The sequence below is a fragment of the Flavobacterium sp. N2270 genome (assembly GCF_025947225.1).
In the GTDB taxonomy this organism is placed as follows: Bacteria; Bacteroidota; Bacteroidia; order Flavobacteriales; family Flavobacteriaceae; genus Flavobacterium.
On sequence record NZ_CP110005.1, the window covers coordinates 2619459 to 2636616 of the forward strand.

Genomic DNA, 17158 nt, shown 5'->3' on the forward strand with positions numbered 1-17158 from the left:
CTTAAAACAAGTACTTATTAGAAATAAAAAAAGAGCTATTTAGCTCCTTTCTTTTTCTTTTTACTATCCTTTGGTTTGTCACTCATTAAATTCATATTATAAACAACTACTCTATCATCATAATAAACGTATAATTGCTTTAAATTATTTTTATCTTTTCTAGTGAAAATAGACACATCACATTCTATTCCTGAATTATCAATACACAAAAACGAAACCACATTTCCTCCTTTAGTTTCTTTCTGATCGTAATATTTTATGATATTGAATAGCTGAAGTACTTCAGAATACACAACAATTCTATCTTTATCAGCATCTAAAACAACAACCATTTCTGATTTTTGGAATTTTGACCAAACGCTCCATTCTCCAAATTTTGTTTTTTCGGAAACCATAAAACCAGTCGTTTTAAATCGATATTGTTGTGCTTGAGCAACACTCAATGATAAAAACAAAACTAAAAACAAATATTTAATACTTTTCATCTTCTTATTTTAAAATTCAAATTTAGTCATTTCTGCTTTAGCTTGATTAAATTCGGTAATAACGTTATTCACAATTATTTCCACCGGTAAAATATCATGAATTAATCCTGCAATTTGACCAATTTCTAATTCACCATCTTCTAAATCTCCTTCAAACATTCCACGCTTTGCTCTTCTTTTTCCTAATAATTCTTTTAAATCATCAGGTGATGGGCATTTTGCATATAACTCTTGAACTTCGTTAAAGAATTTATTTTTAATTAAACGAACAGGCGCTAACTCTTTCAAAGTAAGCATTGTATCACCTTCATTTACTTCAACTATTGTTTTCTTGAAATTATCATGAGCGCTAGATTCGGTTGAAGCAGCAAAACGACTTCCCATTTGAACACCGTCTGCTCCTAATGTCATTGCGGCTAACATACCTCTTCCTGTTGCAATACCACCAGCAGCAATTAAAGGAATTGTTATTTCTTCTCTAACCATAGGAATTAAAGTTAGTGTTGTAGTTTCATCTCTACCGTTATGACCACCAGCTTCAAAACCTTCGGCAACAATTGCGTCAACTCCAGCATCTTGTGCTTTTAAAGCAAATTTTGTACTACTTACCACATGAACAACAGTAATTCCTTTTTCTTTTAAGAAAGGTGTCCATGTTTTTGGGTTTCCTGCAGAAGTAAAAACAATCTTCACACCTTCTTCTACCAAAATTTGCATAATTTCTTCAATGTTAGGATATAACATTGGAACATTAACCCCAAAGGGTTTATCAGTAGCTTTTTTACATTTTTGAATGTGTTCTCTAAGTACTTCTGGATACATGGAACCAGCACCAATTAAGCCAAGTCCGCCAGCATTACTAACTGCACTTGCTAATTTATATCCTGAATTCCAAATCATTCCACCTTGAACAATTGGATATTTTATATTAAATAATTGAGTAATTGAATTCATTTTATTGCTTCATTAATTTCCCTCGCAAGATACTATTATTAGAAATAAATTCATACAAATAAACTCCTGAAGTAAGACTTGAAACTATTATTTTTTGATCATTTTGGTTAATTTCAGTTTGAAAAACGCGTTGACCTAAATTGTTATACAAAACGAATGTTCCGTTTAAAGTATTGTTTGTAGATTTCAAAAACAAGAATTCATTTGACGGATTTGGGTAAACCAAAAGTCCGTTTGACTGAAAACTTTGAGCAGAAAGTGCATTGTTTAATGCCAATTGAAAATCTGGAACTCCGTAACCTTTAAATTGGTCTGGAGTATTATATTGATCTGCAGATTGTTTAATGAAATCCATTACTTGTGCATTGGTCATATTAGGTACAGCCGACCAAAACGTAGCTACCATTCCTGCCATAATAGGGCTTGAAAAAGAAGTTCCGTTAGATGTAGTTACAGTTCCCACGGTATTACTTACTGTTGCACTTTGACCTTTAGCACAAACATCGGGTTTAATTCTTCCGTCAAAGGAAGGTCCAATTGAACTAAAACTTGCATAAGCTTCGGTATTTGTAACAGCTCCAATTGTTAAAACGTTAATAGCATCTGCAGGAATAGAAATATGAGGTTCAGAACCACTTCCATCATTACCCGCACTTATTACACAAATCATTCCTCTTGTATAGGCAACATCTGCACCACGCGATGCAAAACCAACTAAACCAGTTCTTTGAGAATAATCGTAACTGTAATTAGAATTATCATAAGATGAATACCCTAAAGATGAGTTAATAACATCTACGCCTAAACTATCAGCCATTTCAGCAGCTTCAACCCAATATGATTCTTCAACAGGATTTTCTGAATTAACATCTTCAGTAATAAATAAATAAAATTCTGAATCAGGTGCTGTTCCAACCAATTGACCATCTACATAACCGCCAATAGTGGAAAGCACATTTGTTCCGTGCGAATTTCGAGAATAAATATTAGTATTTCTATCTGGGAAATTATAACCTCCTAAAATTAAATTATTATCTCTTAATCTTTGAAAAGAGGAAGCCGTATTAACACCTGGAAAACCAGCATCTAAAATAGCTACAATTTTACCTTGACCTGTATAATTTGATTGATGCAACAAATGTCCGTTTAACATTTGAATTTGATTTGCTGAATTTCCGTAATTAAATGTTGTCGCTAATTCTAGTTGCTTATTAACGTTTGAAATTTTATTTGTACTTGAAAGTTTTCCTCCAGGGTTTAATGAATGATCTGCAAAATCAATATAATCTACAAAACCTAAAGAGGTTAATGCTTGAATATTAACTTGAGTTCCTCTTATATGCAAAGCATTTAACCATTTTGATTTTGCCATAACGGTAATTCCAGTAGCGGCAGTTATTTGATCAATAAAAGTTTGTTCAACAGGAACATCAATTACATCTAATGCAATTCCTTGAGTTGTTCTTCTATCCAAAGCTCTTTGTGAAAGCATTTCTAAAGGATTAGACAAATAATAAGCTGAACTTGGTTTATCATTAAAATAAACCCAAGCATCTTCAATTTGCGCAGAAATTGTTATTGTGGTAAGTAAAAAAAATACAAGTAGTTTTATTTTCATTTTTTAGATATTGGTAACCCAAATATATGAAATTTAAAAAACTATTTATTACATAATTGTGAAATACAGGAATATACTATAAGAAACTAGAAGTAAAATTCCTTCTTTAAAACTTAAATTTCCTCTTTTTGGCAAAAGTACCATTGGTAAAAGAAAAAAAGAAAAACCTAACATCCAATAAATATCTTGTTGGATAATTTGAACATCTACATGTTCGATAGGTTTTATGATTGCAGTAACTCCTAAAACACTCAAAATATTAAAAATATTTGACCCAATAATGTTACCAACTGAAATTTCATTTTCTTTTTTAATACTTGCAATAATTGAAGAGGCTAATTCTGGTACGCTTGTTCCAATTGAAACTACTGTGATGGCAATTATTCTTTTACTAACACTTAAACTTTCAGCCAAATTTACTGCTCCTTTCACCAATAATTCTGAACCTGCCCATAAAGCAAAACCTCCTAAAGTTAAAAAGAAACCAATTTTTATTATTGACATTAATTCTTCTTTATTTTCTTCAATATTAATTTGAGTAGTTTTATTTTTTCTTATTAAAAATATTAAAAAAGAGACCAATACTACAATAAAAATAATACCTTCTACCCTACTTAAAACCCCATCAAGAACTAAGAAAACAAACAATAAAGTGGAAGCAAACATTTTAACAGGCCAATCGGTAGCGTAAAAACTATTGTCTACTTGAACTGCATTAATAAGCAAAATTGTTCCTAAAACTAATCCTATATTACCAATATTAGAACCTACTACGTTACCAATGGCAATGTCAGGGAAACCAGAAAGTGCAGCTTGTATACTCACAATCATTTCAGGAGCAGATGTTGCAAAAGAAACAACGGTAAGTCCTACAATAATTTTAGAAATTTTTAATCGCAATGAAAGTCCAACTGCTGCTTTTAGCAACCAGTTACCACCAAGAATTAACAGCAATAAACCTAGAACGATAAAAAGAAAATTCATAAATTATTTTTAAGATATTACACCACTTCCCAAAACTTCTTCACCTTCTTGCCATGCAACAAATTGACCTTCAGTTATGGCAGATTGTGGTTCAATAAAACGTACATACATTCCGTTTTCAAATTGGTATAAAGTTGCTTTTTGTAAAGGTTGTCTATAACGAATACGCGCCATAACTTCTCTAGATTCTCCATTTTTTAATGATAAATCTTCTCGAATCCAATGAACTTCTTCATTTTTTATAAAAAGTGTATTTTTAAATAAACCCGGATGTTTTGGGCCTTGACCCGTATAAATAATATTCTTATCAACATCGGTTTCAATTACATAAAGACCTTCTTTTGTTCCACCAACATTTAATCCTTTACGTTGCCCTTTTGTAAAATAATGAGCCCCTTGATGTTTTGCCATTACTTTTCCCGATACTTGTAAATAGTCTATTTTTTTTGCTTCAAATTGAAGCTCTTCTTCTAAAGAATTGAAAATAGGTTTTTCTTCAAAATAAACGGGAGCTTCCGCCGGAATATCAATTATGACCCCTTCTTTAGGTTGTAATTTTTGTTGTAAAAATTCAGGTAAACGCACTTTTCCAATAAAGCAAAGTCCTTGTGAATCTTTCTTTTCAGCAGTTATTAAATCTAGTTTTGTTGCTATTTCTCTAACTTCTGGCTTTGTTAATTCGCCAATTGGAAATAATGCTTTCGATAGTTGTTGTTGTGATAATTGGCAAAGAAAATACGATTGATCTTTATTTCCATCTTTACCTGCAAGCAACTGAAAAGTTTCACTTCCTTCATTTAAAGTTGTTCCTTTTCGGCAATAATGACCTGTTGCAACATAATCAGCACCAAGTGATTCTGCAATTTTCATAAAAACATCAAACTTAATTTCTCTATTACATAAAACATCTGGGTTTGGCGTTCTACCTTGTTCATATTCTTTGAACATATAGTCGACAATTTTTTCTTGATATTGTTCTGACAAATCAACTGTTTGAAAAGGAATTCCTAATTTTTCAGCGACTAATAAAGCATCATTACTATCTTCTAACCACGGACATTCATTTGAAATTGTAACAGAATCATCGTGCCAATTTTTCATAAAAAGGCCTATCACTTCATAACCTTGCTCTTGTAATAAATACGCTGCAACGCTAGAATCTACTCCTCCAGAAAGTCCTACTACTACTCTTTTCATTTTTTTCTTGTATGCTTTAATTTTTTTTCTTCATTTCCGAAGGAACCATTTGTCCTTTCTCGTTTTTAATATACTTAAAGGTTTTACTATTTGGTTTTGAAGCATTTTCAGTAGCAACTACTTTTCCATTTTCATATGTTTCCCAAATACCTGTTCTTATTCCTTTTTTATATTGACCTTTTAAGATTAAGTTTCCTTCTCCATCATAAAAAAGGGCATTTCCATGTAAATCTCCATCTTTATAACTTGATTTTTCAATCAACTTTCCATTTTCAGCATTTTTTATGTATTCACCATCTAATACTCCTGCCTTATAATTTGATTGCTCTGCCAGAACATTATTCTTATAAAATACTTTTTTTACTCCATCGAGTTTACCATTTTTATAATTCTCCAAAGACATAATTTCGGTACTTTCAAAATGATAATACTTCCAAAGTTTTTCAGGCATTTTGTTTACCAAAGTTCCTTCACTAACAATGTTATTTTTTTGATCATAAAAAATAGTATAACAACTACCGTCTCCTTTAGAGAAATCTCTAATTGCAATCATTGTTCCTGCTTTTGTGTCATCAAAATATTTGAAAATTCCAACCTCTTTCCCATTTTTAAAAACCCCTTGATATCTAGGTCGCTTAGATTCTTCGTAAGTACCTTTCCAAAGTCCGTCTCGTTTTCCGTTAGAATCAAATTGATTTATTTTTTCTTGAGCGAAAAAGATACTCAAGTTAAAAAGGAATATCAGAGAAAAGAAATACTTATTTAACATTCGTTTATTATTTATAGTTAAAATATACATTTTTTTATTTATTTATTAAACAAGATATAAAAAAGGTTAAAGTTTAACTATTTTTAAAAATAGTTAAACAAAATGCGCTTATATTTGTTTAACAAAATTAAAATATTCTTAAACAAAAAACACACACCTATGAAAAACATGACAAAATTAATCAAATTAACTTTAATCATCACTACAAGTGTGATGATGTTTTCATGCTCAGACAATGATGATGACACAACACCACAAGACAATAGTATTGCGGCCATTGCATCAAGTAATCCTGAGTTTACTTCTTTAGTAGCTGCATTAGACAAAGCTGATTTAGTACAAACATTGAGCCAAGATGGTACATATACTGTTTTTGCACCAACAAATGATGCTTTTTCAACTTTTTTAACTGATAATGGTTTTGCTAACCTTGATGCAGTTCCCACAGCTGTGTTAAGAGAGATACTATTAAACCATGTAATTGGAAGTGTTAATTATTCTACAGATTTATCTACAGGTTATGTAAAAACTTTAGGAAAAGGGAGCGCTTCTACTACAAATACTTTAAGTATGTACGTAAATTTAAATTCTGGCGTAACCGTTAATGGTATTTCAGTTCGCTTAAATGGAGTTTCAAGTGTTACAGCTGCAGACATTTCTGCATCAAATGGTGTAATACATGTAGTTGATGCTGTCATTGGATTACCAACTGTAGTTACTCATGCAGCTGCAAATCCAAACTTCACAACATTAGTAGGTTTATTAGACGGACAAGGTTTAGTACCTACATTAGATGGAACATCAAGTTCACCTTTTACAGTTTTTGCTCCTTCTAATACTGCTTTTACAACTTTTGAGTCACAAAACCCAGGAACATTAGCAAGCTTAACATCAGCACAAGTTACATCTGTACTAACTTATCATGTTGTAGCTGGAGCTAATGTATTATCATCAGGTATTCCAACAACACCAATTACTACATTTGAAACTGGAACATTTACAATTGCTGGAACAGTAATAACAGATGAAGCTGGAAGAGATACAAATATTGTTGCAGTAGATATACAAGCAGCAAATGGAGTAATTCATGTAACGGATAACGTTTTGTTACCAACATTATAATAAATTAAAAAAAAGCTATGAAAAAAGAAGGTTCCTTAATTGGAACCTTCTTTTTTATTTCCCTAAATCAATAGCTCTTTTGTTTGCAGCATTAATTCCTATTTCAATACTATTAGCAATATTGAATTCGTTAAAAACTTTAATAGCAGCTTCTGTTGTTCCTCCTCTTGATGAAACTTTATCAATCCATTGCTGATGAGATTCCTTACTTCTATTTTGCAATTGAACTGCTCCGGTAAAAGTTTGACCAACTAAAAACTCAGCCTCAGAAGGGGAAAAACCTAATTCTATAGCTGATTGTACCATTGCATTCATGAAATAATAAACATACGCAGGTCCGCTTCCTGAAACAGCAGTTGCTGCGTTTATCATTTCTTCTTTATCCACATAAATAGATTTCCCTGTTGTATTGATAAGATTTTGAACAATAAACAAATCCTTTCTATCAATATCAGTAGATGCACAAAAAACTGTCATTCCTTGTCCAATTTGAGTTGGAATATTTGGCATTGAACGTACCACTTTATTTACACCTAATTTATCTTGGATCGATTGCATTGAAATACCTGCCATAACTGATAAAACAATATGTTCTTTTGATACAAATGGATTAATTGTATTTGCTAAATCTGAAAAATCTTGAGGTTTCACCGCCAGAATAATAATATCAACATCAAAAATGGGCTTAGATGGTAAAGTATAGAAATTTGTTTTATCAATTGAAAAACGCTTCTTTTTTTCGACTTCGCTTCGGCTTAAAACCAGAATATCTATTGAACTAACAAAACCAGAGCTAGTAAAGCTACTCGCGTATGTTTGTCCCATATTTCCAAAACCTATAATTAATACTCTCATGACTACTTATTAAAACAAAACCCCATCTTTAACAGATAGGGTTTGAAATATTACTTCTTATTTTGTTTTGCTTTTTGCGCTTCAGCTTGTTCCATCATTTCGCGCATTTTCTTTTGAAACTTACTTTCTTTCTTTTCTTTAGTTTTATTTTCTTGAATTTTAGCATGTATTTTATCTTCTTTAACAATATAATTTTTAATTACTAGCATAATTCCTATAGTAATTAAATTAGAGATAAAATAATATAAAGATAAACCAGAAGCATAATTATTAAAGAAGAATAACATCATGATTGGTGAAATATACAACATCACTTTCATGATTTTTCCCATATCTGGCATTCCTTCTTGTGTAGGCGCACTCATTTGCTGATCTCCGGTAGTCATTTTCATATAGAAAAAGATTGCAACAGAAGCTAAAATAGGAAATAAACTTACGTGATCTCCATAAAATGGAATTGTAAATGGTAATTGATATACTGCGTCAAATGAAGATAAATCATCTGCCCAAAGGAACCCTTGTTGTCTTAAATCGAACATTGAAGGAAAAAATTGGAATAACGCATAGAAAACAGGCATTTGCATTAAAGCTGGTAAACACCCTGCCATAGGATTTACACCTGCTTTAGAATACAACTTCATTGTTTCTTGCTGTTTTTTCATTGCATTATCTTTGTACTTTTCATTTAACTCAGCAATTTCCGGACGAAGAACTTTCATTTTCGCCTGAGAAACATATGATTTATATGTAACCGGAGACATTACTAACCTAACTAAAATAGTAAAGAAAACAATTGCTAATCCATAAGGTAAAAATCCGCTTATTACTCCAAAAGCAGGGATAAATACATATCTATTAATCCATCCGAAAATTCCCCAACCAAGAGGCATAATTTCATCTAAATTTCTTTCGTAACTATTTAAAATATCATATTTAGATGGACCATAATACATGTTCATATTATAGTTTAACTCACCATTTTTAAATTCTAAAGGAAAGTTAGCTACATAATTTTTAGTAAATAGAGTATCTATTTCTTCATCATGAACTAAGTTTTCAGATTTTAAAGTTGCCGTTTTAAATGGTGTATCCGTCAATAAAATTGAAGTAAATAAATGTTGTTTAAAAGCAACATAAGTAACATCTTCAACAATATCATCATCGTCTTTTGCAGCACTTAAATAATCATCTTTTCCGTTTTCATATTCAAAAACCATTTCAGTATATCTATTTTCATAAGAAATACTTTTTTCGTTTCTGTATGTTTTTAATTGCCATTCTAAATCTGCTGGTTTAGAAGCATTAACAACTGAATTTAAGCCTTGAGAACGGATTGCAAAATCCATCATGTAATCGTTAGGTTTTAATACATAACGATATTCTAAGAATTGTGTTTCACTAGCTTTTAATCGCATAGTTAAAACCTGATTCTCTCCTTCTTTTGTTAAAGTTGGTTCAAAAAATAAATCTTTAGTATTTAAAGTTCTATTATCTGTAGTATTAATAGTAAGGTTTAAATGAGAGTTATTTTCTTTTATTAAATCAATTGTTTTATTAGAACCCTTTTCGAATTGATCAAAACCGTTTACAGTTGCATTTACAATATATCCTCCTTTGTTAGCGATTTTTAAAGTTAATAAATCACTTTTTAATTCAGTAACTCCACCATTTGCAGAAGGTAACGCAGCTGAATACGAAAAAGAACCTAATTGACCTTTTAATTGAGCTTGTTGAATAGAATCATTTACGACAACTGGCGCTGTAGTTGAAGGTTCAACTGTTGTTGTTTTAGTTGCAACTTCTTCTTTTTCTTTTTCAACTTGTTCCTGTTTTGCTTTAGCTTCTTGTTCTTCTTTGGTTGGTGCATTTGAATACATCATCCACATTAAAACTCCTGAGATTAATACAAATCCGATAATTGATTTAAAATCTAATTTCTTTTCTTCCATTTAAATTTAGTCTAAAGTTGAAAGTTTAAAGTTTAAAGCTTCAAGAGCTCTATCCCAAAACAATAACTTAATTATTTATTCTTAACCATTGCGGCAACAAAACTCACAAATAAAGGATGTGGATTTGCTACTGTACTTTTATATTCTGGATGGTACTGAACTCCGATAAAAAATGGGTGATTTGGTAATTCTACCACTTCAACCAATCCCGTATCTGGGTTTATTCCTGAAGCTTTTAAACCAGCACTTTCTATTTCGTTTAAATACTTTCCGTTAAATTCATAACGATGACGGTGACGCTCCATAATTTCAGCTTTTCCATAAATTTTACGTGCCAAAGTATTGTCAGCTAATGAACATTTCCATGCACCTAAACGCATTGTTCCACCTTTATCTTCAATATTTTTTTGCTCTTCCATTAAATTAATAACCGGATGAGTCGTTTCTTCATTCATTTCTGTTGAATTTGCATCTTTGTAACCTAATACATTTCTAGCAAATTCTATAACCGCCATTTGCATTCCTAAACAAATTCCTAAAAAAGGAATATTATTTTCTCTTGCATAACGTACTGTATCAATCTTTCCTTCAATACCTCTACCTCCAAACCCAGGAGCAACAAGTATACCATCTAAACCTTTTAACTGCTCTTCTGCCGTTTTGGCATCTAAAAATTCAGAGTGAACAGAAATTACATTCACTTTTGTCTCATTTGCTGCACCAGCATGAATAAATGCTTCAAGAATAGATTTATATGAATCTTGTAATTCTACATATTTACCTACTAAACCAACATTAACTTCGTGCTTAGGGTTTTTATGTTTTTGTAAAAATTCATTCCAGTTTTTTAAATCTGGACTATTCTTTTCAGGTAAACCTAATTTTTTAAGCGTTACTGTATCTAAACCTTCTTCCAACATTAAATTTGGTACATCATAAATAGTAGATGCATCGATAGATTGTATAACGGCTTCTCTTTTAACATTACAGAACAACGCTAATTTTTGACGTAATTCATCAGATAATTCATGTTCTGTTCTACAAACTAATATATCCGCTTTAATTCCGCTTTCCATCAATGTTTTAACAGAGTGCTGCGTTGGTTTGGTTTTTAACTCTCCAGCTGCTGCTAAATATGGAATCAACGTTAAGTGAATACAAATTCCGTTTTCTTCACCAAGCTCCCACAATAATTGACGAACAGATTCTATGTAAGGTAACGATTCAATATCTCCAACTGTTCCACCAATTTCAGTAATTACAATATCATAATCACCGCTTTGACCAAGCAATTGCATGCGTTCTTTAATCTCATTTGTAATATGAGGAACGACTTGAACAGTTTTCCCTAAAAACTCACCTCTACGCTCTTTTTCAATAACAGATAAATATACTCTACCAGTTGTTACATTATTAGCTTGAGAAGTTGGTACATTTAAAAAACGCTCATAATGACCTAAATCTAAATCTGTTTCTGCACCATCATCAGTTACATAACATTCTCCATGTTCATATGGATTTAATGTTCCTGGATCTACATTTAAATAAGGATCAAATTTTTGAATTGTTGCCCTATAACCTCTTGCTTGTAACAATTTAGCTAACGATGCTGCAATGATTCCTTTTCCTAAAGAAGAGGTCACACCACCGGTAACAAAAATATACTTAGTTTGACTCATTGTGTTGTTGTTATTGTGTTGTTGTAGTTGTGTAAAAAACGATGCAAAAGTACAATTTAAAATTGATAATTGACAATTGATAATTGACAATTATTGCTCTAAAAAATTACTTTTTTGGGAAGTTTCGTTTGACATTTCTAATTAATTCTTCTAAGCCATTTAGTTTAAGCTCATAAATTAATTGCAATTGTTCGCCTAATTGTCCTTTTGGAAAACCTTTATTTGCATACCACACTACGTAATATTCAGGTAGATCAATAAGAAAATACCCTTCGTATTTTCCGAAGGGCATTTTTGTATGTGCTAATTTTATGAGCTGTTCTTGCTGAGAGTTCAATTTATTTCCAATTATAAACAATTACTTTTTTAATATCTGGATGTAAACTATAATGTACAGGACAAGTGTTTCCAATTCGCTCTAAAATAGTTTTTGATTTATCATCAACCTCAACATTAAAATTGAAAGTTACATGAATTTCAGAAATCCTTCTTGGATCTGTAGCCATAATTTTTGTTACTTCAGCAGTTGAACCTGAAAAATCAATTTCCATATCACGAGCTTTAATCCCCATCATAGTAAACATACAACTAGCTAAACCGTTTGCAACTGTATCTGTTGGAGAAAAAGCTTCTCCTTTTCCATTATTATCTACTGGAGCATCTGAAATAATTTCAGAACCTGATTGTAAGTGTATTGATGATGTGCGTAAATTTCCTAAATAAGTCACTTTAGATGTTGTCATTATTGTGCTTGTTTAATTGTATAATCAGTATCATAGTACATAATATAAATTCCTTCATTTACATTTTTACCTTCTTTAAAATTGTAATTAAATGTATTTTCAACTTGTTCTGAAATATTATTCTTAGCAGAAGGTACAAATCCATCTTCTTGACAAATTCTTAAAATTGTATCAAAAGTTAAGTCAAATCCTTTAGTTGCATATGCATTTGGATTTACATTATTTATTTTTTTATACTCTTTTTCAAATATTCTACCCGCATCTGTATCAACTTCTTTTTTATAAGAGGGGAATAACATATTTAGTTCGGTTAAGTTTGTCATTGGAATTCCTTCAAAATCCAAAGTATCATATAGCTCTAAAACCACTAATTGAACATCAAATTCTTCTTTAAATTTCATTAAAGCCTTAGTGGCATATAAGGTTAATTCTTTACTTTCTGTTTCTAAGATTACAAAATTCTTTTGTTCTTTAACTAATTGAGATTTTAAACTTTCTGTATTTAAAATTCCTTTTTCATTAAAATCAGCATATTTAACATTTGGGTGTTTTTTTAGAAGATAATCTTTTGTTGATGTCTTTTTACCTCCTATAACAGCTACTACATTACCCGATTTATTGTTAAAGTATTCAAAAGTTTTATCTATTAAGCTTTCCTTTGAAGGAATTGAATAGTATAAATTTTCCAAAGGCAAGCCTATTTCTTTTGAAAGCGGAGAAATAACTGGCGTTTTATATTTAGATAAAAGTTGTGCCGTATTTTCAACATGTGAATACATAAATGGACCAATTACTGCATCTACTTTTGAAAAATCATTTTTTGCAATTAATTGTGCAACGTTTGAAGAACTTCTTGAACTTTCAACGTCTAATATTTTTATATGAACTGGCAATCCTAAAACTTTAGCAGAATCAATAGCCATCATAGCACCAGAATAAAAATCTAGAGTTAAGTTTAAAAACTTATTGTCTTTTAAGTAATCTTTTTTAGTTTTTAAGGAGTCGGATTCAATTTTATTAACATTAAAAGGCAACAATAAAACTAAGTTTCTTTTTCTATCTTTTTTTACCGTGGCAAACAAGTCAACTTTTTGTTTATTGATCACACTTTTCACAGGAACTTTTAAAACCATTCCTTCTTTTAAAGATAATTTAATTTCAGGATTTAACCTTATTAATTCTTCTTGAGAAATATTTAATTTTTTAGAAAGACTGTATAAAGTTTCTTCAGGTTGCACAACATAAAACTCAGTCGTAGGTAAAGGTTTAAACTCAACATTTTCGTTAACATTTTCTTCTTTAATTTTTAAAATTTGGCCTACTTCTAAACCTTCAACAATTTGAGGGTTTAATCGTTCTAATTCTTCAATAGAAATATTATACTTTTTTGAAATTCCAAATTTAGTCTCTTGCATTTTTACCACATGAGAAGAAACAGTTGAAGTTGTTTTGATTTCCTTAACTTCAACATAACCAGAGTTAGATGGAGCATATTTTACAGAAACTATAATTTCTTGACCAACTTTTAAACCTTCTTTTAATTCTGCTTCATTCCATTCTTTTAAATCTGCAACAGACACTTCATACATTTTTGCAATGCTATAAAGTGTTTCTTTTGGTAAAACTTTATGTCTTTTTGAAGAGTCCGTTCTAACTGAATTATTTTGAGATTCGTTAGTTTTACTAGGAATTAATAATGTTGTATTTTCCTGAATTCCATTTTTAGCATCTGGATTCAACCTATAAATATCAAAAGGTGTAATTTGATATTGTTTTGCAATTTGGTAAACTGTTTCACCTTTAGCAACAACATGCTTTTGCACACCATCTTGACTTGTTTGAGCCACACATGATGAAAAAAGAAAGACACAAAAAACAACTTTTAATAATTTCATATTCTGATGTATATTTTATTTATTCGATAAGTCAACTACAATATCAATACCAATTTAAACTTTAAAAGTTAAAAAATGAAATTTATTTTATAATTAGCCTATTTTTTATTCCCATTCAATAGTTGCAGGTGGTTTTGAACTAATATCATAAACTACTCTATTTACACCTTTAACTTTATTAATTATATTATTTGAAACTTTCTGTAAAAACTCATAAGGTAAATGTACCCAATCAGCCGTCATACCATCTGTAGATTCAACAGCTCTTAAAGCAACTACTTTTTCATACGTACGCTCATCTCCCATTACACCAACGCTATTTACAGGCAATAATATTGCTCCTGCTTGCCAAACTGAATCGTATAATCCATGTTCTTTTAATCCGTTAATAAAAATGGCATCAACTTCTTGTAGTATAGACACCTTTTCTTTTGTAATGTCACCTAAAATACGAATCGCTAAACCTGGTCCTGGAAAAGGATGACGACCTAATAATTCTGGATCAATTCCTAAAGAAGCTCCTACTCTACGCACTTCATCTTTAAACAACATACGCAAAGGTTCTACCACTTTTAATTTCATAAAATCGGGTAAACCACCCACATTATGATGTGATTTTATTGTTGCAGAAGGACCGCCAGTCGCTGAAACAGATTCGATAACATCTGGATAAATAGTTCCTTGTGCTAAGAATTTTACATCGGTAAGTAAATGTGCTTCATTATCAAAAACTTCAATAAAAGCATTCCCTATTGCTTTTCGTTTTGCTTCTGGATCATCTAAACCTGCCAATGCATCGTAAAACTTCTCAGAAGCATCAACACCCTTTACATTCAATCCCATTCCTTTGTATTGATCTAATACACTTTGGAATTCATTCTTACGAAGTAAACCGTTGTTTACGAAAATACAATATAAATTAGCACCAATAGCTTTGTTTAATAAAACAGCTGCTACGGTAGAATCTACTCCGCCAGACAAACCTAAAACCACTTTATCGTTACCAATTTTAGATTTCATATCTGCTACAATCTCTTCAACAACTGCATTAGGTGTAAACGTTTGAGCTACACCTGCAATTTTGACCAAGAAATTTTCTAACATTTGTTTCCCATCTGTAGAATGGTACACTTCTGGGTGAAATTGAATAGCATAAGTTTGTTCTCCTTCAATTTTATAAGCTGCATTTTCCACATCCTTAGTACTTGCAATTCTAACACCATTAGTTGGTAATTTTTTAATAGAATCTGAATGCGACATCCAAACCTGACTGTTTGCACCAACTCCTTCTAAAAACACTTCATTATCATCGATAAAAGAAAGGTTTGCTCTACCGTATTCTCTAGTGTTTGAAGCAGCAACTTCACCACCAGAAAAATGTGCTAAATATTGTGCGCCATAACAAACTGCTAATAAAGGTTTTTTTCCTCTAATTTGCGATAAATCTGGATGCAAAGCCTCTTCAGAACGAACGGAACAAGGACTTCCTCCTAAAATTACTGCTTTATATGATGATAAATCTGCAGGGATTTTATCGAATGGGAAAATTTCGCAAAAAATATTCAATTCTCTTACTCTACGAGCAATTAATTGTGTGTATTGTGAACCAAAATCTAAAATTAGTACGTTATCCATTATAGTTGTGTTGTTGTTGTTGTTGTTGTTGTTGTTGTTGTGTTTTTTAATATTCAAATGTTCCGTATTCAGATTTTATTGTTAATTTCTTCTTATCTGAAGTTTCTACTCTTCCTACAATTTGCGCTTCAATATTAAATGAATTTGAAATTGTGATAATATCTTGAGCTACTTCAGCAGGAACATATATTTCCATTCGGTGACCGCAATTGAAAACTTGGTACATTTCTTTCCAATCGGTTTTTGATTGTTTTTGTATCAATTTAAATAAAGGTGGAACCGGAAATAAATTATCTTTTATAACATGAACATTATCTACAAAGTGAAGAATTTTTGTTTGTGCTCCACCGCTACAGTGAACCATTCCATGTATATCTTTTGAATTGTATTTTTCTAAAATCTTTTTGATTACTGGCGCATAAGTTCTCGTAGGAGAAAGCACTAATTTACCAGCATCTATTGGGCTATTTTTAACTGAATCTGTTAATTTAGTTTGACCAGAATACACTAATTCACTTGGAACTGAAGCATCGAAACTTTCAGGGTATTTATCCGCTAAATATTTTGAAAAAACATCATGACGAGCAGAAGTTAATCCGTTACTTCCCATTCCACCGTTGTATTCTTTTTCGTAAGTAGCTTGACCAAAAGAGGCTAAACCTACAATTACATCTCCAGGTTGAATATTTGCATTATCTATAACGTTTGCACGTTTGATTCTTGCTGTAACAGTTGAATCTACGATAATTGTTCGAACTAAATCACCAACATCAGCAGTTTCTCCTCCAGTTGAATGAATGGTTACACCAAACTCTTTTAAGTCGGAAATTAATTCTTCTGTTCCGTTGATGATTGCAGAAAGAACCTCAGCAGGAATTACACTTTTATTTCTACCAATTGTCGAAGAAAGTAAAATATTATCGGTTGCGCCCACACATAATAAATCGTCAATATTCATTATTAATGCATCTTGAGCAATACCTTTCCAAACAGACAAATCACCCGTTTCTTTCCAATACATATAAGCCAATGAGGATTTTGTACCCGCACCGTCTGCATGCATTATTATGCAATACTCTTCATCATTTGTTAAATAATCGGGGATAATTTTACAAAATGCCTTAGGAAACAATCCTTTGTCGATGTTTTTAATAGCATTATGAACGTCTTCTTTGGAAGCAGAAACTCCTCTTAAATTGTAGCGTTTGCTCGTTTCAGAACTCATTTTTTAGTGTGTGTTGTGTTGTGGCGCAAAGATAGTCCTAAAATTTAG

15 protein-coding genes are annotated in these 17158 nt (G+C 31.2%); 1 reads left to right on the forward strand and 14 read right to left on the reverse strand.

Features of this window, described 5'->3' with window-relative positions; translation table 11 throughout:
- Window positions 1-35 precede the first annotated feature (35 nt).
- The 6 genes from OLM55_RS12375 to OLM55_RS12400 are packed head-to-tail and all read right to left on the reverse strand — an operon-like array spanning window position 36 to window position 5965.
- Window positions 36-485 carry a hypothetical protein gene (locus OLM55_RS12375; protein WP_264559214.1) on the reverse strand — a complete coding sequence of 150 codons (450 nt, stop codon included), beginning with the start codon at window positions 483-485 and terminating at the stop codon, window positions 36-38.
- A gap of 9 nt (window positions 486-494) precedes the next feature.
- Window positions 495-1439, reverse strand: a complete 945-nt coding sequence (locus OLM55_RS12380) for an NAD(P)H-dependent flavin oxidoreductase (protein WP_264559215.1) — start codon at window positions 1437-1439, stop codon at window positions 495-497.
- Window position 1440: 1 nt separating this feature from the next.
- On the reverse strand, window positions 1441-3057 hold the full coding sequence (locus tag OLM55_RS12385) for a S8 family serine peptidase (RefSeq protein WP_264559216.1): 1617 nt from the start codon (window positions 3055-3057) through the stop codon (window positions 1441-1443).
- A 48-nt stretch (window positions 3058-3105) separates the two neighbouring features.
- Window positions 3106-4041: a calcium/sodium antiporter gene (locus OLM55_RS12390; protein ID WP_264559217.1), complete on the reverse strand. Its 936-nt coding sequence runs from the start codon at window positions 4039-4041 to the stop codon at window positions 3106-3108.
- Between the two features lie 9 nt (window positions 4042-4050).
- On the reverse strand, window positions 4051-5238 hold the full coding sequence (gene mnmA, locus OLM55_RS12395) for a tRNA 2-thiouridine(34) synthase MnmA (RefSeq protein WP_264559218.1): 1188 nt from the start codon (window positions 5236-5238) through the stop codon (window positions 4051-4053).
- 16 nt (window positions 5239-5254) lie between these two features.
- Window positions 5255-5965, reverse strand: coding sequence for a toxin-antitoxin system YwqK family antitoxin (locus tag OLM55_RS12400; RefSeq protein WP_264559219.1), 711 nt, complete (start codon window positions 5963-5965; stop codon window positions 5255-5257).
- Window positions 5966-6175: 210 nt separating this feature from the next.
- Here OLM55_RS12400 and OLM55_RS12405 point away from each other — a divergent pair, with 210 nt between their 5' ends.
- Entirely contained in the window at window positions 6176-7129 is a 954-nt protein-coding gene (locus OLM55_RS12405; RefSeq protein ID WP_319800096.1) for a fasciclin domain-containing protein, read from the forward strand.
- A 54-nt stretch (window positions 7130-7183) separates the two neighbouring features.
- Here the strand turns inward: OLM55_RS12405 and proC are convergent, their stop codons facing one another.
- From proC to OLM55_RS12445, 8 genes are all read right to left on the reverse strand, one after another.
- Entirely contained in the window at window positions 7184-7984 is an 801-nt protein-coding gene (proC, locus tag OLM55_RS12410) for a pyrroline-5-carboxylate reductase (RefSeq protein WP_264559221.1), read from the reverse strand.
- 50 nt (window positions 7985-8034) lie between these two features.
- Window positions 8035-9933 (reverse strand): membrane protein insertase YidC, encoded by a 1899-nt coding sequence (gene yidC / locus OLM55_RS12415; RefSeq protein WP_264559222.1) that lies wholly within the window; start codon window positions 9931-9933, stop codon window positions 8035-8037.
- A gap of 71 nt (window positions 9934-10004) precedes the next feature.
- Window positions 10005-11612, reverse strand: a complete 1608-nt coding sequence (locus OLM55_RS12420) for a CTP synthase (RefSeq protein ID WP_264559223.1) — start codon at window positions 11610-11612, stop codon at window positions 10005-10007.
- A 106-nt stretch (window positions 11613-11718) separates the two neighbouring features.
- On the reverse strand, window positions 11719-11949 hold the full coding sequence (locus tag OLM55_RS12425; protein ID WP_264559224.1) for a DUF3820 family protein: 231 nt from the start codon (window positions 11947-11949) through the stop codon (window positions 11719-11721).
- Window position 11950: 1 nt separating this feature from the next.
- Window positions 11951-12355, reverse strand: a complete 405-nt coding sequence (locus OLM55_RS12430; protein WP_264559225.1) for an OsmC family protein — start codon at window positions 12353-12355, stop codon at window positions 11951-11953.
- The gene (locus tag OLM55_RS12435) at window positions 12355-14250 is read right to left on the reverse strand and encodes an amino acid ABC transporter substrate-binding protein (RefSeq protein WP_264559226.1); all 1896 of its coding nucleotides are present in this window, start codon (window positions 14248-14250) and stop codon (window positions 12355-12357) included. The genes OLM55_RS12430 and OLM55_RS12435 overlap by 1 nt, the downstream gene beginning before the upstream one ends.
- Before the next feature lie 105 nt (window positions 14251-14355).
- On the reverse strand, window positions 14356-15888 hold the full coding sequence (gene guaA, locus OLM55_RS12440) for a glutamine-hydrolyzing GMP synthase (RefSeq protein ID WP_264560632.1): 1533 nt from the start codon (window positions 15886-15888) through the stop codon (window positions 14356-14358).
- A 43-nt stretch (window positions 15889-15931) separates the two neighbouring features.
- The gene (locus OLM55_RS12445) at window positions 15932-17110 is read right to left on the reverse strand and encodes an AIR synthase related protein (RefSeq protein WP_264559227.1); all 1179 of its coding nucleotides are present in this window, start codon (window positions 17108-17110) and stop codon (window positions 15932-15934) included.
- Between the last annotated feature and the right edge of the window lie 48 nt (window positions 17111-17158).